The organism is Xenorhabdus szentirmaii DSM 16338 (assembly GCF_002632585.1).
GTDB classification, from domain to species: domain Bacteria; phylum Pseudomonadota; class Gammaproteobacteria; order Enterobacterales; family Enterobacteriaceae; genus Xenorhabdus; species Xenorhabdus szentirmaii.
On record NZ_NIBV01000001.1, the window covers coordinates 1,004,241 to 1,025,176 of the forward strand.

Below are 20,936 nucleotides of genomic sequence, written 5' to 3' on the forward strand. Positions count from 1 at the left end.
TCAACCTTTATGAGTTATAGCTACGCAGATCCACAACACGTTGCAATTTCCCTGAACGTGGGTGTGTGTGCATTCCATCAACATTGATTTGAACGACTTCCAGCATATCCTGATGCATATCGCCTTTGCCCAGATTGGGAAATGCAGTCAGCACGCTATGGCGTATCTTGCTGAGATCAACCGTCTGGAGGCTGGACACCAATAGCCTGAGCTTGTCTTGCCCTGTTTTCTGGCTCAATTCTAACTGCCAGGCCAGAAGCTCTGAATGTTGTGATAATTCAGCCGCTAAATCATCCGGGAATAATGAAAGTGTGCCGAAGCGAATGCGATACCCCTGAGTCGCGCGCCCTTGCAACGCGAATTTACGGTGCGGTTGTTCTGGTTCACACCAGCAGGCCAAATCGCCTGTAGGGTAACGGAGTACCGGCATTAGCCGACGTTGCAGGTTCGTGACAACCAGCAAACCACGCTGACCTGGCGTTGTAACCGGTTGATGGGTTGTTTCATCCAAAATTTCCACAATCGTGCTGTCATCAAATACGCGGTGTTCTCCTGCGCGACACTCCGGATCTGCAAAGCCAATCAAGCCTGCATCAACACTGGCACAGCCGATTGACCCCAAGTGCGCATTGGGGAAAACTTGCCGTATTATGGCGGATTGCGCATCAAACAGGCTTTCACCGCCATACAGGATGGTTTCCACCATCGGCAATATTTGTCCGGTATCTTTCAGATGATGGGCTAAACGGATCAACTGAACGGGCACACCAGCCAGTACATTGATGTTATGCAGCCGGATATTATTGATCAGCAATTCATCTTCCACCTTGCAGGTGAAGGGGAATTCGATGATTGGAAGCGGTGCATTGGATAATGCACCATGAATGAAGATAAAACTGGTATAAAGATCACCGGCAAAAAACAGGTTGGCGACCCTGTCCCCCGCTTTCAACTGGCGGGCAATGCCCTGACCAAAGGTACAAATAAAGTCCTTCCATTCTTGCTGGCTGAAAACCGACAATCGGCCGTCGCTGGTTGATCCACCCGTTTTATAGACATGACCGCCTTCTGGTTGTTCGGTCAGAACGGGCCATGTTTGCAGATCGCTTGAATGTGCCCAGAAATGACTGGGCGTGACGAGCGGTAAATCTTTAAGTGTCCATGTTTCCGGAACAGCGCTATAGAGCGTTTTGTAATAGGCAGAATGTTCGCGTGCATGATGGAACAAATCAATTAATGTCATTTGGGGCATCATCTTAATGTTACTCAATTAATATTTACGTAAGTCGATGAATAATGGCATTTTTCCACTGTGATCATTTCGACGGAAATCAGTGGATAAAGTATAAACAACGTTTAAGGTCAGCAATTTTCCGTTAACGACTTCGGCGATTTTTGTATCTTCCAATAAACGTTGGCGCACTCTGACCGGATCGGGATCGTCTGCCAGTAAGGTAATGATATCGACACCCCGGCTGTCATAATCGATTATCCATTGCACGGGTGATCCCAGTTGTTCGGATAAATCAGTCAGATTGAGAAAAATACTGCCGATGCGTAACACGGAGTTGCTGCGGCCCAACAGTCGGAAACGAGGGGAAGAGAGGCCGCAAGAGCAAGGTTGATTGACCCAGTGACCAAGGTCGCCTACATCATAGCGCTGAACAGATTGTGCCTCACGACGCAGAGACGTAAATACCAAACGGCCGGTTTCACCTTCTGCAACGGCTTGGTCATTTTCCATATTGAGGATTTCCAGCCATTGCGTATCGGCCATTAAATGGAAAACACCATCTTTGCTGGCTGCACATGCATGTCCCATTGGGCCTGCATCGACTGAGCCATACACGGTTGAACGGATAAGGGTAACGCCAAAACTCATCATGAAATCCCGTTGAGTTATATTGATGTGTTCGCCGCCCAAAAATAGCTTACGGATGCCGCCGTATTCACGCAGTTTGGTTTCTTCATTCTGGAATAAACGATGCAGTGTGCTTGGCATACCGACCAGCGTGTTAATGCGTTGGCTTACGATAAAATCAGCAATTTCACTGAAATCGTTGTCCGCAGGCCCGCCCATCGGGTATTGGGCAACGCCCAATTTATCGAGGATAGTGAAAAAGCTCAGCATTCCGCCATACAATTTACCGCCATACAACAGGTTCATAACCCGATCGGTAGCAGGTTCAATTCCGGAAGCGAATACCCCGTCAGCGGCGGACTGCATTTGCCGGTGATAGTCGTGGTAGCTGTAAGCGGCGAGTTTAGGTGTCCCGCTGCTGCCGCCACTGCGGAAAAACAGGCGGGCTGCATCATTGGGCACCAGTGCCTGAAAATCTGTTTTGTTCATCACCGGCAGATTGGCTAATCCGAGTGGTGGTGCGGGCGTAAGATCAAGATGGGCGCAACTTGCCATAACTTCAGATGCGAGATTTACAGAGACACGTTTGGTAAGACGTGCCAGCGCATAAACACCGTCGTGAGGTTCACCACTGTATCCGCCATGCATCTGACCGGCAGGAGTAATACGGCTGATGCCGGCTGAAAGCAGGGTATGGCTCATTTCGACAATATGTTCCTGACGGGTAACCAGGGCACAACTTTGCAGGTGATTGCGCCAAGGCAATAAAATAGAGCACAAGTGCTGGCGCGGAGCAGGACGTATTTGCAATGTACGGAACAGAGGGGATGCCGCCAGTTCCTCTTCATGACGCCATATGACGCGCCATCCATCGGCCTGCCAGATTTCACCCTGTACTTGGGTAAAGGCGAAATCGAGATTTTGAAATTCCGTTTGCGTTGTAATTTCAGCGGCTTCCTGAATATCGGGTTGCAGTGCCGGATGCAGTTCAGCGCGGCGTTGCAGGGCTGCTGCCATGCGCTGGCCGACTTGCTGCAAAACTGCCGGATCATTGCTATCAACCAGCAAACATTGTGGGCTGGAACAGGCTTGTTGATCATAACGGCAAACATCATCAGCCAGTGCGTCCAGTTGGGCATCATCCACCGCATCGGGGCTTAACCAGGCAAAACTGATGCGATGCCCCCAGTCTATCCAACGGCAGCCCGGTGGCAGTTGGGCGCGGATTGATTCCAGTGCGGTATTGCTACCCCAAGCAGAAACAGCATCAGCTTGAATCATCAGGTCAGCCAACTGATCCACAGGCAGGGGAAATACTGCGACACGATCCGCTAAATCACCTGAAATGTCGTGAGCTAAAAATTCTGTCAGGAGCCGGGCACTGAATCCTTTATCGCTGCTGCTGGGACGCAACCAATTGATATTACCGACCAGCAAACTTTCAATGACGGCCATGAAAGGCAGAAGTTCAGCGTTAGAAGGTGTAATGTGGACAACCAATCCCAGTGGTTTCCAGCTTTCGTACCGGTTCTGATTATAATCGAACCGGCGCAAGGAAAAGGCATTATGCCCGAGTTCCCGCTCCAGTTTGGATTGCAGGGTGCTGCGCTGACAGAAAGCAATCAATGCTTCTCTGGCTTTGGCATCAAACAGGGGGTGCTCACTTAAGTTGGCGAGATAATCAGCAAAACGTTGAGCACAATCCAGCACTTGCTCGGAAGAATGAGGGCGGGAGAGCAACTCCGGTAACCGCTCGCGCAATTGTGCAATTTTTTGACCGGCCAACTGAGCGAGGTCAATCGGATTATTCAGGGTATTTACAGAAATAGTGTTCATGGAAGGCATATTAAGATCTCTTAATCAATTCTGACGCGGCGATAGCACAACTACGGGCTTTACTGGTTCCGGCCCGACCGAGTAATTCAAACCAATCGGTATCTAATTCACAGCCGCAGCTATCACCGGAATGCAGTACAGCCAAATCACTTGTGACGATACTGTGCGCCGGACAAGAGGTGATAAAAGGCGATGTAAAATGCAAAAAGCCGGGTTCACCGTAAGGCTGGCAGGACAAATCAGCGGTATGGCGCACATAGGCCTGGGAATAAACCGGGACATGAAAATTATGGTGGGAGCATTCAACATAAGGCACGGGATGCTCAACGGAGCCATAACCATCACGGCAGCGAATATCAGGAATACCGAGTTGTTCAGTCAGACGTTGATAGAGTTCTTTTTTAGGAATGGATTTATCGGCATGGGTCTTCCAGCCACCGCCGAGAAAAACCAGTGATTCGGGATGTAATTTCAGCGCAGGTAACCCCATTTGCTCCATTCTTTGCAGGGTAAACCATAAAAAGGCAGGGAAACCGAAAATGCGCACTGGCAGACCTTCTTCCGCGAATTGCTGGAGAGCTGCAATAGTACCGAATGGATCAAATTCATTGCCTTTTCCATTATGGCGCAACGCATAATAGGCGCGATTTACGGGAGCATATTTAGCCAGAAACTGATCGGTATAGGCTGTTCCCAACGTAACCGCACCGGCAGGCTCATAGCTGAGCAGCAGATAATTACACGGCTGATCAGGGGTATTCCAGCCATAATAGTCAAAAATACAGTCCACCATATATTGTGCTGCGGCAATACTTTCAGGATCGTAGCGCATACGGCTTTTCTGTCCGGTGGTTCCGGAGGAAGTTAGTTCCAGCGCATCTTTTGCACTGTCACTCAAGATCAGATTACGTTTGAAATAATTGGCAAATAACAGAGGCAGGCTTGACCAATCGTCCAGCGCCATTATCGCTTGTTCATCCAGACCATTATCATTCAACCACTGCTTATAACCGGGGGTGTGTTCACAGTGATACAGCGTCAATTCACGCATGGCAGAATCAAATAATGCATCATATTCGGCACAAGCACGATAAGGGTGTGTGACAGCACACAGTGCTTTGACGTGAGGTAAATTTTGCATATTTATACTCATTATTTAGTAGCAATGGCAGAGAAGCCTTAATCGGACGATCAGCAAAGCAACACCGCTGATAAAGAGATCAGGCTGTTTACTGCCTTTGTTCTTGGGTTTTTGTAAGTAATGCTTAATTAATTTGCGAATTTGTATATCGTGCTAATAATTCTTAATGGCCTTTATTTATTATTTTATGTAATAAATTAAGGTGCCAGATTAAGTTTATTTTTGGGGCTTTGTTGGAGGGTGATGGTGTTGGAAACTGACAGAAATGAAGGCCATTATTTATGGTGTTTTCAATAATACGCTATTAGATAGCGTTTTTTTCTGTTTTTTTAGTTAAAGTCAGCTCCGTGTTTGCGGGGCGCATTATTCCAAAGCGGAAGGTAACAATCAAACGATTTTTCTAATGTTTTGCGTCTAATCAGGGGTTTGGTGCCGTCATTATTTAATGAGGGTATTTCATTATTTATTATGAAGTGATTGTTTGGTGTGGAGCGTGGGGTGTCTTTATTTTTTACCTGTAATGAGGGTAAAAATGGGGTGAAGCGTTTGCTTCACCCGTATGGGAATGGTTTTTTTGATGTCATTTTTTTGAGGGAATTATCGCGATGAAAATTATAGACAATGCGATTGTGGCACTGGCTGCCACAAATAATGCCTGTAGTGATAATGTTGAGATGAGCCAGGCCCCCAATGAAGCCCCAATGCCGATGGCGCCATTAAAAAATGAGACATAAACGGCAGAGGCAGGAAAAGCTTCATCACCCGCCAAACGGAGAACCCATGTTTGAAAACCGACAAAAACACCTGAGATTGAAATTCCCCATATCACCAGCGCGATCAGAATATTCGTGTGTGATAGTGATCCCGAATGATGACCTAATACCAAAAGAACAATGCCGATAAATAACGCAGACAGTACGACTGTCGCTTTTAGGTATTTATCAATCATCATCCCTGTGAGGAAATTACCGGCTAAGCCCGCAATGCCATAAATGAACAGGGTTGCAGGAATAAAATTTTTAGCCAGTGTGGGTTGTGAGTTCAGCCAGGGCTCGATGAAAGTAAAAGCGGCAAAATGTGCAGTAATGGCAAGTAATGTTGCGGAATAAATTTTCCACAGTGTGGCTGATTTGAGTACACCTTTCAGGGCATGAAGGCCTATTGTGCTTTTCGCTGTAATTTTAGGGACAATCAGCATAATGCCAAAAAATGCTCCGGCACTGAGCACTGCCATCAACCAGAATGCCTGACGCCAACCGAAGTTCAGTCCTATGTAGTTAGATAACGGGACACCAAATACGCTGGCTGCGGAGACACCGCCAAAGACAATTGACGTTGCTGTACCCAGATAGTTTGTGGGAACCATTGCCACTGCGGTAGCGCCGATCATCGCCCAAAAAGCGCCATGGGCCAACGCTCCCACGACACGGGCAATCAGGAGTATGTCAAATGAATCCACTGTTGCGGACAAGAGATTTGATATGAACAGAATGACAGTCAGCGTTAACAACAGTCTCTTTTTGGGTAAACTCCCCAAAAATACGGATGCAAAAAGTGCGCTGAATGCGCCAATCCAGGCGTAAAGTGATACCGTCATCCCAATACTGGATTCTGAGGCAGAAAGCCCTTCGGCAATCGGTGTCAGCAAACCTACCGGTGCCAATTCTGTTGTCACAATAGTAAATGTGGATATAGACAGGATAAATAAAGCTAACCATGTCCTGAATGTCATTTCAGAATTTTCAATTTTTGAAACCATAAACGGCGACCTTTAAATACTTAACAGTTATAAATTCCGCTGGCAAAATTATCAGGATGAATTTTTATAAGAATTATTAATTTTGTGATTCATTTTTGATATCAAGGAATGTGGGGTTCTTTTTTTAATGAAAAAGAACAGTAACTTTACAAAAAAATTGAAGTGAAAAATGGAGACGCTGTGAATAGCATTCACAATAAGTTACCCAGCATAAAACAATTGCAATGTTTCTTGGCCGTTGCTGAGGAGCTCAATTTCAGAAGGGCCGCAGAGAGGCTATGCATGACACAGCCTCCTTTGACGCGACATATTAAATGCCTTGAGGAAACGCTGGGGTGTGAACTTTTTTCTCGAAATACTCATGAAGTACATCTGACAGAGGTAGGTTTGAAACTTGTTGAAAAAGCAACCTGTCTTATCAATGAATTTACATTGTTCATGCATGAAATAAAAAACGAAAAAAAACACTTACGGATTGGCATGACCCGCACACTGAATTTCGACAACATATCAGAGCTTGGGCATAAGATAAAAACACTCATGTCTGAAGGCGAAATTGATATACAGCACCTGACCTCCAGCCAACTTTTGCATTCTCTTTCGAAGGAACACATGGATATTGTGATTACTGGAGAGCGAAGTTTGCATGGCGAACAGGATTTCGAATACCACTGGCTTTCTCGCGAACCGCTTTTACTTGTCATTCCCTCATCTCATTCAGGCAGCCTGAAGGAAAAAGTTTCTCTTGCCGATGTTGCAAATCTCCCCCTCTTTTGGTTTTCAAGGAACGCGAATCCGGTTTTTTATGACAAATGTGAAAAGTATTTTCAGCGCTTGCCGTTCTTATTGCAAAGGCGCAAGGAACCTGATGATTCATTGATGATGCTTTCTTCTGTTGCCCGGGGAAAAGGTATGGCGCTCATGCCTCGTTCCATGTGCACATTCAATCAAGAGGGGCTTTGTTACCGGGAGTTAACGGATGATGCGGCACAATGCCTGAATATTGATGTTTATGCCGCCATCAGGAAAAACGAAACCAGAGATGTGGTCATCAATGGTTTGAATAGCTTGCTTGGTGGGGAGTTTGCTGTGCCATCGCAAAACTGACGCATTTTATGCTCCCCTGTTTAGTGGGGCTGTGTGCTTTATCTTTGACAGGGGTATCACAATGTTTCTTGATGGCTGAAGGGGATTGGAAAGTTATAATATCGTTTATCATTGTAGATACAGCCATTATGGATAATATTACAATGGGTGAACGGATACAGTGACCAGATGCAATCAATGGCTAACAGTCATAATGCCTACTAATGAGAACCTAATTATGTCTTTACGGTTAAAAAAACTCAAAATTGAAAAGCTTTTCAATCAAAAGGATATTGAACTGGATTTCAAAGACGTGACCGTCCTGGTCGGAAAAAATGGCTTGGGGAAAACTACGATTTTGAAAATCCTGAATGCAGTATTGACTAATGATCTTAAGTGTCATGAACTCAGCTTATGTAAAAGTGCAGAACTTACATTTGATACGGGCGAGATTATTCACTACAAGAAAAACTCTACGATATCTGAGGAGTTAGATCATATAATAGACAGCATGTTAAATAAAAAGGAAGTCACTCCATCAGAATTAGAGATTATTAAAATTTATATGCAGAAAAGGACTATTCAGTTTTCAAGTAAAAATATAAAGGAACGGCTAAATAGAGAAGTGAATATTTGTTACATATCAACGTTAAATATGTCAGCTAATTCGCGCCAGGAAATAACGAAAAGTGATGGGCGAACTAAAAACATTCTTGATTGGGAATTAGAAGAAGATTTAAAAAAATTAACTCAACATAAAGAGAGTATTTATGCTGAGAAATTTGAAAAAGTCGTTTCATCATTATTCACTGACAGTGGAAAGTATGTCAAAATCACAAACAATGAATCTGTTGACTTTTATGACAGCAAAAGTAACGAGTTAATAGAACTGGGAGAACTTTCCTCCGGAGAACGGCAGCTTATCTATATTTTAACGAAAGTTGCCAATACACAAGGTCAGCCCACATTTTTGCTAATGGATGAGCCAGAAATTTCATTGCACCTTAACTGGCAGGAAAAGTTAATCGAAAACATTATGGAAATTAACAACCAATGTCAGATTGTGGTGGTTACACATAGCCCGGCCATTATTATGGATGGTTACATGGATGCCTATGTTGATATAAAAGAAATTACTACGGAACTGTCGAATGGCTGATTTTTCTGATATTTTTAAATCATCGAAAATGAACGGAAACCCATTTGTATTGCATACTTTCTGTTATTCACGGGAAAGCTTTACTTGCAGCTATGATTCATTGCTCCATATTTTAAACAAGTGTTACTATCAGGAAAATCTTCCCTCTGAATTTCGTCAGGCTTTATCAGATTACTCTTCAATCCTCTATGATGCGCTATGCATTTTTGGTTATCTACATAACTTTAATTGGAACAGATATAAAGAAAGTGATTTTAAGTCAGCAATAAAGCTATCTGACGGAGGTTGTCTGTTAGACGAAAAGCTATGTGTTAATAAAATAGAATTAGACAATGTCAAATAAAGGGTTGCTGATTATGTTGGGGAATTATCATCTCATATTGTAGACAATGATAAATTTGATAACTTCAAAATAATCCTCAAGAAGAAAGGAATAGAGCCAGAGATAGCTTATATATTTATTAATGGGCATTTCTTGCATGATACTGTCATCAAAAAAATGATAGCTAAAGTTTTATCTAAAAATAAAAAGGCTGATATTGAAAGAATAAAGCAAACAGATAATTCGGAGGCCTACAAAAAAGGCAGAATCAATGAGATTTCTAATCATTTTAAGAAATGTTGTAACATCGACACATTAATGCACAATAGCCAAGCATTCTCTGAAAATATTTTTTTCAAGAAAATACTCGATAAAGCGAGCCAATTAAATAAATCATAACTGTAGTAACCACCTCCCAAGGAGGCGGTTCAAAAAGTCACGGTTAACGATAACCTTTGTTTGCTGTTTATGAGTGACTTGCGCAGGCAATAGCCTGAGCACAAGCCCATGCTGAACTCCATGCCCATTGGAAGTTATACCCGCCGAGCCAGCCGGTGACATCGACCACTTCACCGATAAAATAGAGTCCTTTGACTTTATGGGCTTCCATCGTTTTTGAAGAAAGTTCGTTGGTATCCACACCGCCAAGGGTCACTTCGGCTGTTCGATAACCCTCTGTGCCGTTTGGTTGCACTTGCCAGCATTGCAGGGTGGTGATCAATTCTTTTTTCTGTGCCGGATTAAGTTGTTTCAGGGAAAGCTCCGGTAGCTGTCCGAGCGACTGTAAACATTCAACCAAACGTTTGGGCAATAGCTTCGCCAGCGTATTTTTCAAACTCTGATTAGGGTGCGATCCCTGTTCTTTTGCCAGAAAGTCTTCCAAATCGGTATCGGGAAGTAAGTTAATGCTCACATATTCGCCGGGCTGCCAGTAACTGGAAATTTGCAAAATAGCCGGGCCGGAAAGTCCACGGTGAGTAAACAAAATATTTTCTCTGAACACAGTGCCATCTTTTGCCGTTACAATGGCAGGAACAGCAACACCGGAAAGCATTTGAAGTTGTTCCAATAGCGGTTTATGCAGTGTGAAAGGCACTAATGCGGCGCGTGTCGGCAAGATGTTGAGGCCGAACTGTTCAGCGATGCGATACCCCAAAGGGGATGCACCTAAACCGGGCATGGACAACCCGCCAGAAGCCACAACAAGTGAGTGAGCGCTGACTTTGTTCCCTGATGCGCTAATGACAAAGCCCTGTTCTTCTTTCTCAACATGTGTGACTTCGCTGCGTAACCGGATGGTAACTTGTCCGGCTTGGCACTCTTTCAAGAGCAATTCGATGATTTGCTGGGCGGAGTCATCACAGAAAAGCTGACCTAAGGTTTTTTCGTGATAAGGGATGCCGTGACGTTGTACAAGGTCAATAAAATCCCACTGTGTATAGCGAGCAAGTGCTGACTTACAAAAATGAGGATTAGAGGACAGGTATGCCGCAGGTTCGGTATACATGTTGGTAAAATTGCAACGCCCGCCTCCGGACATCAGAATTTTACGGCCTGCTTTTTTGCCATTATCCAGCACCAGAACTTTCAGCCTGGCTTGTCCTGCCTGAGCAGCACAAAACAAGCCAGCAGCACCGGCACCAATAATAACTACATCAAATTTTTCCATTCGTCTGTCTCTTTTGACCAAATTACTTTGTAGGAATTTCACCGCATAGTGTGGGGACTGTTCACGAAAAACGGAGAAAAATGCACACTTGGTTTAACTTTTCATGGGGAATTATGGCGAAAAGTTATTTTCCACCAAAAAAATATCAAAATATTAAAGTTAAATAACTTATTGATATAATTAATGAATGTTAAAGTGCCTGTGTCATTTGATTGTCATTAAATCAAAAAAAGGTCATATTTCTCTTTTCCCGCTCACGTTTGTCACTGATAATGCGCGCGTTCATGTCCTACTAACTGGCTTAACGTTTATGCTACATCTGTTTACTGGCCTGGAATTTTACACCGGCCTTATGTTAGTGCTTGCTCTGTTGTTTGTGCTTTTCTATGAAGCCATCAATGGGTTTCATGATACCGCAAACGCAGTAGCAACTGTTATTTATACCCGGGCAATGCGCTCGCAACTTGCCGTTGTCATGGCAGGGGTTTTTAACTTTTTGGGTGTTCTCCTTGGCGGATTAAGTGTCGCTTATGCGATTGTTCATCTATTGCCTACGGATCTTCTGCTGAATGTCAGTTCAGCCCACGGCTTAGCGATGGTCTTTTCCATGCTGCTGGCGGCAATTATCTGGAATTTAGGCACATGGTATTTCGGTATTCCAGCATCGAGTTCCCATACGTTGATAGGTTCTATTATCGGCATCGGCTTGACCAATGCGATAGTAACCAGTTCTTCGGTGGTGGATGCACTGAATATTCCGAAGATGATACAGATTTTCATGTCCTTGATCCTGTCTCCTCTTATTGGTCTGGTCATTGCCGGAGCGATGGTATTTATACTGCGCCGTTATTGGAGCGGTACTAAAAAACGTCGTCGTATCCACATGACGCCTGCTGAACGTGAAAAACAGGATGGTAAACGTAAACCGCCATTCTGGACTCGTACTGCCCTGATCCTTTCTGCGGTGGGTGTGAGTTTTTCCCACGGCGCAAATGACGGCCAAAAAGGGATTGGTCTGATTATGCTGGTTCTGATTGGTGTTGCGCCTGCGGGCTTCGTCGTCAACATGAACTCAACCAGTTATGATATTGCCCGTACTCGTGATGCTGTTGTCCATCTGAAACAGTATTATGAACAGAACGCTTCGGCACTGGTTCACGCGATTGAGCTGACTCCGTCTGCTCCGAATGTGGAAAATCATTTAGATATGGCGTTCCATTGTGATAGCTCCCGGGCGCAGGATGTACTGAACAAAACGGAAGAGATGCTGGGTAATATCCAGAATTTCAACGAACTGACACCAGATCAACGCAACAGTATGCGTCGTATGCTGATGTGCATTTCAGACACGGCAAGTGCGGTGGCTAAACTGCCGGAAACTGACCTTGAAAGTACACTTTTGCTGAAAAACCTGCGTAAAGATCTGCTGCATACAGTGGAATATGCGCCGTTGTGGATCATCATTGCAGTGGCATTTGCCCTGTCTCTCGGAACCATGGTGGGCTGGAAGCGTGTTGCTGTCACTATCGGTGAGAAGATTGGCAAAAAAGGCATGACTTATGCCCAAGGCGTTTCTGCTCAGGTGACCGCTGCGGTTTCCATTGGTGTTGCCAGTTATACCGGTATGCCGGTATCTACGACACAAGTGCTTTCTTCTGCGGTTGCAGGCACAATGCTGGTTGATGGCGGTGGTGTTCAAAGTAAGACCATCAAAAATATCATGCTGGCGTGGGTGTTGACGCTGCCAATTTCGATTGGATTGTCAGGCATACTGTACTGGATTGCTCTGCAATTCATCTGATGATGCCTTAGAAAAAGGCTGGTTACGACGTTAAGTTGTAAGCCAGCCTTTTTTATTGCTGTTTTTTCTGTTCACGGTATTTTCTCAAATTCGGTCTAGATAACGACTGCTATCAGGCATATCAATGCCACGCCACACAGTATTTCCATCAATATAAATTGTTTTCTTAACCTTTCGCATAACATGATGACATCGGGATCGTGGTGGTTGATATAGCTTTGCGAATTGATGTAGCGCACTAGCCGAATCTGTTTATTAAATTGTCCACCGGTTGTAAAAAAACTATTGCCATCAACGGATTGATACAGCATTGGATCTGATTGGCGTAAGATTGACAGGAGTGCACGGAGCGAAGAAAAGTAGCGAGCCATGTTAATAATGCAAATGAGGCTCATAGCCCAAAAGAGTGCATTCGTATTGAACATAATCCCCCCTATTTATCATGGCAGTAGGTTCTGCCAGAAAGAAGAAATCAACCGAAACGATTATAATATGAATAATAACTATATTAAATTTTAGACGAAAATACAGTGAATAGTGTGCATAAGAAAGCATGAAAATGAGAGAAATGTTACATAAATGACGGATGAAGGGATTGAGGTGAGTAGCATTTTTGCGAGTTGGCTCTGTGTTTTCAGTAAGTTAAAAACTCAAAACAATAAGTTGTGATCAAAACAACACTCAAAAGACATATTGAGCGGTTATAGTATAAACATCTAATCATGGCATTTATTGCTGCCGATCCATTTAATCGACGTTATGGAAGGAGTTCTTATGGCTTACAAACATATTCTTGTTGCGGTTGATCTATCTCCGGAAAGTCAGATTTTGGTGGATAAAGCTGTGTCAATGGCGAAACCGTACAATGCCAAAGTTTCCCTGATCCATGTTGATGTTAACTACTCCGATCTTTATACCGGCCTGATTGACGTTAATCTTGGCGATATGCAAGAGCGTATCGCAGATGAAACCAGCAATTCCCTGAAAGAGCTGTCTGCCAGCGCGGGTTATCCCGTTCAGGAAACGTTGAGTGGCAGTGGTGATTTAGGGCAAGTTCTTGTTGATGCCATTAAACAATACGATATGGATTTGGTTGTATGTGGTCATCATCAGGATTTTTGGAGCAAGCTGATGTCTTCAGCCCGCCAACTTATTAACACCGTTCATGTTGATATGTTGATTGTCCCTTTGCGTGACGAAGAATAATCTTTGGTTGAAATTTTATTCTATAAAATCGCCTGCTTATGCAGGCGATTTTTTTGGCCGCAGAAAAGAGAATGAAACTGTTTTGGAAATTGTCAAAGATATTTTTGGCGAAATTTACAAAAAATAGTTGTTGAAATTTGAGCGTAAAATAGTGCTATATTCAGAAAGCAAACCGTAATCACCTCACATTTTCAACAAAAAAATAATATGGAAAATGGCTGGGTGTCATCACTTCTGAATGGCAAAAAGGAAGCTCTAAAATGAATGTTTCACCATCTTTAGTCTCATTTCTCGACTCGATTCAGTCCCACAATCAACATCAACCAGAATACCTACAGGCAGTACGGGAAGTGTTGACGTCTTTGTGGCCTTTTCTTGAACAAAATCCGCAATATTGTGAAGAGGGATTACTGGAACGTCTGGTTGAACCGGAAAGAGTCATCCAATTCCGCGTATGTTGGGTGGATGATTTGGGGAAAGTACAGGTTAACCGTGCGTGGCGAGTTCAGTTCAGTTCTGCGATCGGGCCATTTAAAGGCGGGATGCGCTTTCATCCTTCTGTAAACCTTTCCATCCTGAAATTTTTGGGATTTGAGCAGACATTAAAAAATGCGTTGACCACATTGCCGATGGGGGGTGGAAAAGGGGGTTCTGATTTCGATCCCAAAGGGAAAAGCAAGGGTGAAATCATGCGATTCTGTCAGGCTTTGATGACAGAGCTTTATCGCCATCTGGGGCCGGATACTGATGTGCCGGCGGGAGATATCGGGGTAGGAAGCCGCGAGGTTGGCTTTATGGCAGGTATGATGAAAAAACTGTCCAACAATACGGCGTGTGTTTTCACGGGCAAAGGCCTTTCTTTCGGCGGAAGCCTGATCCGCCCTGAAGCTACGGGCTATGGGCTGGTTTATTTCACCCATGAAATGCTGAAACGTCACGGCATGGGGCTGGAAGGAATGCGGGTTTCTGTATCGGGTGCAGGCAATGTTGCCCAATACACCATTGAAAAATGCATGGAACTGGGGGCGAAAGTGTTAACCGTTTCAGATTCTGGCGGCACTGTATTGGATGAAGATGGTTTTACACCGGAAAAACTGGCCCACCTTGAAGAGATTAAAAATCAGCGTTACGGACGTGTGGAAGAGTATGCCAAAGAGCGTGGCTTAACTTTCCTTAAAGGCCAACATCCGTGGTCAGTTCCGGTGGACATTGCCCTGCCTTGCGCCACTCAGAATGAACTGGATCTGGAAGCTGCGAAATTGTTGATTAAAAATGGCGTGAAAGCCGTGGCTGAAGGTGCAAATATGCCTGCGACGATTGCGGCCACCGATGCTTTTCTTGAAGCCGGCGTTTTGTTTGCACCGGGTAAGGCGGCCAATGCGGGAGGTGTGGCAACATCAGGTCTGGAGATGGCTCAGAATGCAGCCCGCCTGAGCTGGAAAGCGGAAAAAGTCGATATTCGTTTGCATCACATCATGCTGGATATCCATCATGCCTGTGTAGAATATGGCGGGGAAGGCAAACAGACCAACTATGTACAGGGCGCCAATATTGCGGGCTTTGTCAAAGTGGCAGATGCGATGCTATCTCAGGGTATTGTATAGTTTGATATAAAATTCAGCCTATAATTGAATACCATTCATTTATAGGCTTATGATGATATTGATAATTTATTGATAAAAACGAGACACTGTTTCATAAATCATCAAACATCCCAAGAAAATCAGGATAACCCCCGGAATTACCCCTAAAATCAGATGAGATTTATTGGGTGAGAGTTTCTTTAATCTTGAAAAGATAAAACAATAAAACACATTGAAGAATGTTGCACCTAAGCAAAATACGCTTCCGAGGATCAGAATGAGGTAGCTGGGGTTACTGGAAGTGATGAATTGCGGGAAAAATGAAACAAAAAACAAGCCTACTTTGGGATTCAGAACACTAATAACGAATCCGCCCCAAAAATCATAATGTTTTGTCTTTTTGGGATTATTTTTTTCTTTATTTTCTATCGTCGTTGCAGGAGGAGATTGGAGGATATTTTTCCCCATCCATATAAGATAGATAGCGCCAATTAATTGAATAACAAGATATAAAGAAGGCGTAGATAAAAGTATGGCGGTGATGCCCAGCCATGTCAGGAAAATATAAAAATAATAACCTACGGCCAGACCTGCCGCTGATAAAGCCGCACCTTTCTTTCCTTTGACATGATATTTTCCGGTGACATAGACAACATCAGCACCGGGAATGGAGTTGATTGTAAGGCTTGCTAACAGGAAAAGTCCCCAATTAATATCAAACATACTATTCCCCAAATTCTATTAAATGAACTTTCTTTTCAGATAATAAATCCACTTTACCAAAAACGCCGTAAAGTCCCGTTACTCAGAAGGTGTCAAGATAATACATCGGCGGGTAAGGATTTTGTCTATTCAGGTTGTAAGCCCCATTTGAGGATGGGACTTATCTGTTGAAAAATAGGATTAGCTACGGGGATAGATATCAAAACGGTGATTTTTGGTTGTGATGGCCGCGGAAGCTTTAATTCCCGCCAGAGGTTCTGCATAATCAGGCCGCTTCACCACAACCCGGCGTCTTGCCAGAGCGAGGGCCGGTTCCAGTAAATTGTCTGCATCTTCATCAGCACCTACCAGCGATTGGAAAACGCGCATCTCTTTTTTGACCAACGCACTCTTTTGCTTATGCGGATACATCGGATCAAGGTAAACCACATCCGGTTGCGGTGTGATATCCGTTAATGCCGTAATACTTGAGGTATGGATCAGCGTCATGCGTTCTTTTAGCCAGCCCCCAATCTCTTGATCCTGATAACCACGTTGCAGGCCATCATCCAATAATGCAGCCACAACAGGGTGGCGTTCCAGCATTCGGACATGACAGCCGACAGACGCCAGCACAAAAGCATCGCGCCCCAACCCGGCGGTGGCATCGACAACAGTGGGTAAATAATCTTTCTTGATACCGACAGCCTTAGCGACGGCTTCGCCACGACCACCACCAAAGCGGCGGCGGTGTGCCATTGTTCCGGCAACAAAATCGACATAAATCCCGCCCAGTTTGGGTTCATCGCGCTTACGCAATTCCAGCCGTTCAGGAGTCAGAACCAATGCCATGATGGCGTCTTCATCATGGATCAGTCCCCAACGCTCCGCCAACAACGATAAGGCGCTGTTATCAGCGCCTTCTTCACAACTCAAACAAATGTTCACTAATTATTATCCACCAATGCCGTAGCTCTTCAGCATCGCATCCAGTTTTGGTTCGCGGCCACGGAAGCGTACAAACAGCGTCATTGGGTCCTCTGAACCGCCACGGGATAAGATATTGTCGAGGAATGACTGACCGGTGGTACGATTGAAAATTCCCTCTTCGGAGAAGCGAGAATATGCATCCGCCGCCAGAACATCAGCCCACAGATAGCTATAGTAACCTGCCGCATAGCCACCATTAAAGATATGGTTAAAGGAATGCGGGAAACGTCCCCATTCAGGTGAGGGTACGACAGAAACGAATTTTTTCACTGAACGCAGCGTTTCCAGAATTTGTGCGCCTTTGGCGGGATCATATTCCACATGCAGACGGAAATCGAACAGACCAAACTCAAGCTGACGCAGAATACGCATTGCGGCCTGATAATTTTTGGCTGCCAACATATTATCCAGCATTTCCTTCGGCAAAGGCTCTTTCGTCTGATAGTGGCCGGAGATGAACTCCAGGGCTTCAGGCTCCCAGCACCAGTTCTCCATAAACTGGCTCGGACACTCGACGGCATCCCACGGAACACCATTGATGCCGGCAACATCCAGCGCTTCAATCCGGGTCAGCATTTGGTGTAACCCGTGCCCAAACTCATGGAACAGTGTTGTGACTTCACTGTGTGTAAACAGAGCAGGTTGGTCACCTACTGGCTTATTGAAGTTACATGTCAGATAAGCAACAGGGTTTTGCACTTCACCAGAAGCATGGCGCATTCTTTCGACATAGCTGTTCATCCATGCGCCGCCACGCTTATGTTCACGGGCATAGAGGTCCAAATAGAAACTGCCGAGCAGAACGGATTTATCATCATGCAATTCAAAGAAACGGACGTCAGGATGCCATGTATCCACATCGTGGCGCTCTTTGGCGGTGATGCCATAAATGCGGCGAACGACTTCAAACAGCCCTTCCAGTACACGTTGCTCCGGGAAGTAAGGACGCAGTTCTTCATCATTGATGGAGAAATCATGCTGTTTTTGCTTTTCGCTATAATAAGCCAGATCCCATGCTTCCAGCTCATCAACCCAGTAGTGAGATTCAGCGAAATCGGCGAGGGCTTCCAACTCTTCCTTACCTTGTTGGTGGGCGCGTTTGGTTAAATCATCCAGGAAATCGAGCACTTGCTGAGGAGTCTGTGCCATTTTGGTGGCAAGGGAGTTTTCAGCATAGTTTTTGAAGCCCAGCAATTGAGCAAACTCATGACGCAGCGCGAGTATTTCAGCCATGACTTCACTGTTATCCCACTTGCCGGCGTCTGGACCTTGATCGGAAGCCCGGGTGGTATAGGCATAATACATTTCTTCGCGCAGTTCACAGTCATCCGCGTAAGTCATGACCGGTAGATAACTCGGGGCATTCAGCGTCAGCAACCAGCCATCCAGGCCTTTTGCTTCCGCGGCTGATTTGGCCGCAGCTTTGGCACTTTCAGGCAGGCCATCCAAATCACACTCATCAGTAATCAGCTTGGTCCATCCCATGGTGGCATCCAATACATTATTGCCAAACTTTGAACCTAATTCAGATAAACGAGCCGTAATTTCACCGTAACGCTTTTGTTTCTCTTCCGGCAAACCAATACCGGTCAGCTCAAAATCACGTAAGGTATTTTCAACCACCTTATGCTGGGGCTGGGAAAGCGTCTTGAAAGCCTCACTCGCTTTCAGTGATTTATACGCTTGATATAATCCCTTATGTTGCCCCATCCAAGTATCAAATTCAGAGAGAAGGGAGAGGCTTTGTTCGTAGGCTTCACGCAGTTCAGGACTATTTTTGACAGCATTCAAATGAGAAACCGGTGACCAGACACGGGAAAGTTTATCTTTCTCTTCAGAAATGGGCTGGCACAGATTATCCCAAGTAAAAGCCGTATTTTCGGACAAAATCTTCTCAATGACTTGACGGTAGTTGGCTAACGTCTCTTTCACAGCAGGCACGACATCTTTAGGTTCAATTGCAGAGAATTTAGGCAATGCAGACGGTGTCAGTAACGGATTAGTCATAATGAGCGCCTTATATGTGTGGTTGGGTTTATGCTGAAATCAGCCTTATATCCCAAAGGGTTGTTGACGATAGATGGGGATAAGATACCGTGAGTTCAATGCTAATGCCGCACTTTTCTGCCTATAATCCGGCTCTTTTTATATCAGGGATCTGTGAAGTGACGAAGAGATTTAGATATTTTGCGGGGCGCGCTATAATCCCTGCTCTTCATCTTTTTTTATGGAAGATCATCGCCCCCGGTGGGGCGGCTGGGCTTCAAATCCAGATGGGGCCGCCAGCGGCCCTCGGCAGGTTCAACTCCTGTGGTCTTCCGCCATTTATTGTCCAGTGACGTCTTTTGTATTCAATAAAAATATTTAATTACAGTCAATTGAATGGATTGCTAGTCTTTTTTGGTCTAACTGAATCTATTGAAATCCACTATCAATTGGGGGTATATATAGGGGTATAAAAATGTACCCCTATAAGAGATACCCCCAAATGAAATTAACAGCCCGTCAAGTAGATACTTGTAAGTCGAAGGAAAAAGACTATAAGTTGTCTGATGGCGGTGGTTTGTATCTGTTGGTTAAGCAAAGTGGTTCAAAATATTGGCGATTGAAGTACCGAATTAATCATAAAGAAAAGCTACTTGCGTTGGGTGTTTATCCCGATACTTCTTTGGCTGAGGCAAGAAAGAAACGTGAGGAAGCCAAGAAACTGATTGCAGAGGGACAAGACCCAAATATTGATAAAAAGCAAAAGAAATTAGCCAGCCAACACAAACTAAATAATACATTCGAAGCTATCACGAGAGAATGGCATAAATCTAAGGCTGACAGATGGTCATTGCGTTATCGTGATGAAATTATTGATACCTTTGAAAAGGATATTTTCCCTCATATTGGTTATCGCCCCATATCAGAAATAAAACCTTTGGAATTACTTGAAGTACTGAAAAAACTGGAAGCCAGAGGTGCATTAGAGAAAACACGGAAGGTTCGGCAGCGTTGTGGGGAAGTTTTCAAGTATGCAATTATCACAGGCCGAGCTGAATATAACCCTGCCCCCGATCTAGCCAGCGCTTTGGCTGTACCTAAAAAACAGCATTACCCTTTTCTAACAGAGCAGGAATTACCTTTTTTTCTAAAAGATTTGTCTGCTTATACAGGCAGTGTCATAACAAAAACAGCCGCTCGGATCATTTTACTTACAGGTGTTAGAACGAAAGAGTTACGTTATGCAAAATGGGAATATATTGACCTTGATAATGCTATCTGGGAAATTCCTGCACATATTATGAAAATGAGGCGACCGCATATTGTGCCTTTATCTGATCAATGTGTTGATTTATTTAAATCATTGAGATTAATAACGGGTGATTATCCGTGGGTCTTTATTGGTAGAAGTGATCGCAGTAAACCAATATGCAAAGAAAGCATTAGCCATGTAATAGAACTTTTGGGATATAAAGGCAGGGCAACAGGGCACGGGTTTCGCCATACCATGAGTACTATTCTGCATGAACAAGGTTATAACACTGTATGGATTGAAATGCAGCTTGCCCATGTTGATAAAAACAGCATCCGGGGCACTTACAATCACGCCCAATATCTGGAAGGACGTAGGGAAATGATGCAATGGTATGCGGATTATATGGAGATACTGGAACGAAGTGAAAATGTCCTAATCGGAAAATTTGGCAAAAGGGCGTAAAAGGACGATTGTTTTTGCTCCGTGTTGGCAGTGCCAACAGAGCTATTTTTCATACAATATATATACGTGTGGTGTTTTTTTAGGCTTTGTTGGCAGTGCCAACAGTGACTAATTTTCA

The 20,936-nt window shown here is 44.4% G+C and carries 16 protein-coding genes and 1 tRNA gene; 8 read left to right on the forward strand and 9 right to left on the reverse strand.

Annotation, left to right across the window (positions count from 1 at the left end; all coding sequences use genetic code 11):
- Nucleotides 1-7 precede the first annotated feature (7 nt).
- From Xsze_RS04695 to Xsze_RS04710, 4 genes are all read right to left on the reverse strand, one after another.
- Nucleotides 8-1,243 carry a phenylacetate--CoA ligase family protein gene (locus tag Xsze_RS04695; RefSeq protein WP_244431787.1) on the reverse strand — a complete coding sequence of 412 codons (1,236 nt, stop codon included), beginning with the start codon at nt 1,241-1,243 and terminating at the stop codon, nt 8-10.
- A gap of 27 nt (nt 1,244-1,270) precedes the next feature.
- On the reverse strand, nt 1,271-3,706 hold the full coding sequence (locus Xsze_RS04700) for an acyl-CoA reductase (protein ID WP_038237508.1): 2,436 nt from the start codon (nt 3,704-3,706) through the stop codon (nt 1,271-1,273).
- A gap of 1 nt (nt 3,707) precedes the next feature.
- Nucleotides 3,708-4,838: a LuxE/PaaK family acyltransferase gene (locus Xsze_RS04705; protein ID WP_038237510.1), complete on the reverse strand. Its 1,131-nt coding sequence runs from the start codon at nt 4,836-4,838 to the stop codon at nt 3,708-3,710.
- Nucleotides 4,839-5,418: 580 nt separating this feature from the next.
- Complete coding sequence (locus Xsze_RS04710; protein WP_051462372.1) at nt 5,419-6,597, reverse strand: MFS transporter; 1,179 nt, start codon at nt 6,595-6,597, stop codon at nt 5,419-5,421.
- 180 nt (nt 6,598-6,777) lie between these two features.
- Between Xsze_RS04710 and Xsze_RS04715 the strand changes: the two genes are divergently transcribed.
- The 3 genes from Xsze_RS04715 to Xsze_RS04725 all read left to right on the forward strand — a co-directional run bounded on the left by Xsze_RS04715 (nt 6,778) and on the right by Xsze_RS04725 (nt 9,185).
- Nucleotides 6,778-7,704 (forward strand): LysR family transcriptional regulator, encoded by a 927-nt coding sequence (locus Xsze_RS04715; protein ID WP_038237511.1) that lies wholly within the window; start codon nt 6,778-6,780, stop codon nt 7,702-7,704.
- A 217-nt stretch (nt 7,705-7,921) separates the two neighbouring features.
- Nucleotides 7,922-8,842, forward strand: coding sequence for an AAA family ATPase (locus tag Xsze_RS04720; RefSeq protein WP_038237513.1), 921 nt, complete (start codon nt 7,922-7,924; stop codon nt 8,840-8,842).
- On the forward strand, nt 8,835-9,185 hold the full coding sequence (locus Xsze_RS04725; RefSeq protein WP_038237516.1) for a hypothetical protein: 351 nt from the start codon (nt 8,835-8,837) through the stop codon (nt 9,183-9,185). The genes Xsze_RS04720 and Xsze_RS04725 overlap by 8 nt, the downstream gene beginning before the upstream one ends.
- 445 nt (nt 9,186-9,630) lie before the next feature.
- On the opposite strand, the gene Xsze_RS04735 is transcribed toward Xsze_RS04725, so the two are convergent.
- A complete protein-coding gene (locus Xsze_RS04735; protein ID WP_038237522.1) occupies nt 9,631-10,833 on the reverse strand; it encodes a BaiN/RdsA family NAD(P)/FAD-dependent oxidoreductase in 1,203 nt (400 codons plus the stop codon).
- Nucleotides 10,834-11,143: 310 nt separating this feature from the next.
- Here Xsze_RS04735 and pitA point away from each other — a divergent pair, with 310 nt between their 5' ends.
- Nucleotides 11,144-12,634, forward strand: a complete 1,491-nt coding sequence (pitA, locus tag Xsze_RS04740; protein WP_038237524.1) for an inorganic phosphate transporter PitA — start codon at nt 11,144-11,146, stop codon at nt 12,632-12,634.
- A 95-nt stretch (nt 12,635-12,729) separates the two neighbouring features.
- Here pitA and uspB read toward each other — a convergent pair whose 3' ends face one another.
- A complete protein-coding gene (gene uspB, locus Xsze_RS04745; protein ID WP_038237527.1) occupies nt 12,730-13,059 on the reverse strand; it encodes a universal stress protein UspB in 330 nt (109 codons plus the stop codon).
- A gap of 349 nt (nt 13,060-13,408) precedes the next feature.
- Here uspB and uspA point away from each other — a divergent pair, with 349 nt between their 5' ends.
- Together uspA and gdhA are read left to right on the forward strand one after the other, a co-directional pair.
- A complete protein-coding gene (uspA, locus tag Xsze_RS04750; RefSeq protein ID WP_038237531.1) occupies nt 13,409-13,840 on the forward strand; it encodes a universal stress protein UspA in 432 nt (143 codons plus the stop codon).
- A gap of 260 nt (nt 13,841-14,100) precedes the next feature.
- Entirely contained in the window at nt 14,101-15,444 is a 1,344-nt protein-coding gene (gdhA, locus tag Xsze_RS04755; RefSeq protein ID WP_038237533.1) for an NADP-specific glutamate dehydrogenase, read from the forward strand.
- 66 nt (nt 15,445-15,510) lie between these two features.
- On the opposite strand, the gene Xsze_RS04760 is transcribed toward gdhA, so the two are convergent.
- From Xsze_RS04760 to prlC, 3 genes are all read right to left on the reverse strand, one after another.
- Nucleotides 15,511-16,146: a LysE family translocator gene (locus Xsze_RS04760; RefSeq protein ID WP_051462373.1), complete on the reverse strand. Its 636-nt coding sequence runs from the start codon at nt 16,144-16,146 to the stop codon at nt 15,511-15,513.
- Nucleotides 16,147-16,326: 180 nt separating this feature from the next.
- Nucleotides 16,327-17,073: a 16S rRNA (guanine(1516)-N(2))-methyltransferase RsmJ gene (rsmJ, locus tag Xsze_RS04765; RefSeq protein WP_038237536.1), complete on the reverse strand. Its 747-nt coding sequence runs from the start codon at nt 17,071-17,073 to the stop codon at nt 16,327-16,329.
- 6 nt (nt 17,074-17,079) lie between these two features.
- Nucleotides 17,080-19,122, reverse strand: a complete 2,043-nt coding sequence (prlC, locus tag Xsze_RS04770) for an oligopeptidase A (RefSeq protein WP_038237538.1) — start codon at nt 19,120-19,122, stop codon at nt 17,080-17,082.
- A gap of 222 nt (nt 19,123-19,344) precedes the next feature.
- Between prlC and Xsze_RS22075 the strand changes: the two genes are divergently transcribed.
- Both Xsze_RS22075 and Xsze_RS04780 read left to right on the forward strand, forming a co-directional pair.
- A tRNA-Sec gene (locus Xsze_RS22075) sits at nt 19,345-19,439 on the forward strand.
- Nucleotides 19,440-19,603: 164 nt separating this feature from the next.
- Nucleotides 19,604-20,818: a tyrosine-type recombinase/integrase gene (locus tag Xsze_RS04780; RefSeq protein WP_038237540.1), complete on the forward strand. Its 1,215-nt coding sequence runs from the start codon at nt 19,604-19,606 to the stop codon at nt 20,816-20,818.
- Nucleotides 20,819-20,936: the final 118 nt, after the last annotated feature.

Bases quoted from the DNA above. Each gene is read 5' to 3' on its own strand.
- Xsze_RS04695 (WP_244431787.1), bottom strand. From the start codon at position 1,243: ATGACATTAATTGATTTGTTCCATCATGCACGCGAACATTCTGCCTAT.
- Xsze_RS04700 (WP_038237508.1), bottom strand. From the start codon at position 3,706: ATGCCTTCCATGAACACTATTTCTGTAAATACCCTGAATAATCCGATT.
- Xsze_RS04705 (WP_038237510.1), bottom strand. From the start codon at position 4,838: ATGCAAAATTTACCTCACGTCAAAGCACTGTGTGCTGTCACACACCCT.
- Xsze_RS04710 (WP_051462372.1), bottom strand. From the start codon at position 6,597: ATGGTTTCAAAAATTGAAAATTCTGAAATGACATTCAGGACATGGTTA.
- Xsze_RS04720 (WP_038237513.1), top strand. From the start codon at position 7,922: ATGTCTTTACGGTTAAAAAAACTCAAAATTGAAAAGCTTTTCAATCAA.
- Xsze_RS04725 (WP_038237516.1), top strand. From the start codon at position 8,835: ATGGCTGATTTTTCTGATATTTTTAAATCATCGAAAATGAACGGAAAC.
- Xsze_RS04735 (WP_038237522.1), bottom strand. From the start codon at position 10,833: ATGGAAAAATTTGATGTAGTTATTATTGGTGCCGGTGCTGCTGGCTTG.
- pitA (WP_038237524.1), top strand. From the start codon at position 11,144: ATGCTACATCTGTTTACTGGCCTGGAATTTTACACCGGCCTTATGTTA.
- uspB (WP_038237527.1), bottom strand. From the start codon at position 13,059: ATGTTCAATACGAATGCACTCTTTTGGGCTATGAGCCTCATTTGCATT.
- uspA (WP_038237531.1), top strand. From the start codon at position 13,409: ATGGCTTACAAACATATTCTTGTTGCGGTTGATCTATCTCCGGAAAGT.
- gdhA (WP_038237533.1), top strand. From the start codon at position 14,101: ATGAATGTTTCACCATCTTTAGTCTCATTTCTCGACTCGATTCAGTCC.
- Xsze_RS04760 (WP_051462373.1), bottom strand. From the start codon at position 16,146: ATGTTTGATATTAATTGGGGACTTTTCCTGTTAGCAAGCCTTACAATC.
- prlC (WP_038237538.1), bottom strand. From the start codon at position 19,122: ATGACTAATCCGTTACTGACACCGTCTGCATTGCCTAAATTCTCTGCA.
- Xsze_RS04780 (WP_038237540.1), top strand. From the start codon at position 19,604: ATGAAATTAACAGCCCGTCAAGTAGATACTTGTAAGTCGAAGGAAAAA.